Origin of the sequence: Amycolatopsis rifamycinica (assembly GCF_000695625.1) — a bacterium.
GTDB classification, from domain to species: domain Bacteria; phylum Actinomycetota; class Actinomycetes; order Mycobacteriales; family Pseudonocardiaceae; genus Amycolatopsis; species Amycolatopsis rifamycinica.
The window spans coordinates 1-599 of record NZ_JMQI01000056.1 but is presented as its reverse complement, the minus strand read 5'-3'; the positions used below and the strand labels follow the sequence as shown (position 1 = coordinate 599).

The 599-nt window shown below is 60.6% G+C and carries 1 protein-coding gene; it reads right to left on the bottom strand.

The window, feature by feature from the left end:
• The coding region (locus DV20_RS26635) for an IS256 family transposase (RefSeq protein ID WP_043784913.1) at positions 1-599 on the bottom strand (599 nt) is incomplete at both ends.

Sequence of the window (599 nt, the reverse complement as noted above, 5' to 3'; positions counted from 1 at the left end):
CTGGTAGCCGCGACCCGTTTGCCCTGCTTAGCGCGCTTGGCGGCCCGTTTGTCCTCAATGTTGCAGATCATCAACCACAAGGTTTTGATCGCAGACTCATCGTTGGTGAACTGCACCCGATTCCGGGTGGCTTTACGCAGCTCGTTGTTCATCGACTCAATCGAGTTCGTGGTGTAGATCACCTTCCTGGCCATCGGCGGGAACTCCAGGAACGGGATGAACCGGTCCCACGCATCGCGCCACACCTTGACTGACTGCGGATACTTTTCCCCCAGCTCGGAGGCCTCGAACTCCGCCAACGCCGCCAGAGCGGTCTGCTCGGTGGGGGCGGTGTAGATCTTCTTCAACCCGGCGGACACCGCTTTGCGATCTCCGTAGGCCACCCACCGGTTCGCTGCCCTGATCAGATGGACGACACAGGTCTGGACCATCGAATCCGGCCAGGTGGCTTCCACAGCCTCCGGCAGACCCTTGAGCCCGTCACAGCACACGATGAACACATCGTGCACTCCGCGGGTAGCGAGGTTGGCACACACCTGCGCCCAGAACGAGGCTCCTTCCTCTTTCGCCAGCCAGATACCCAGGATGTGTTTGATCCC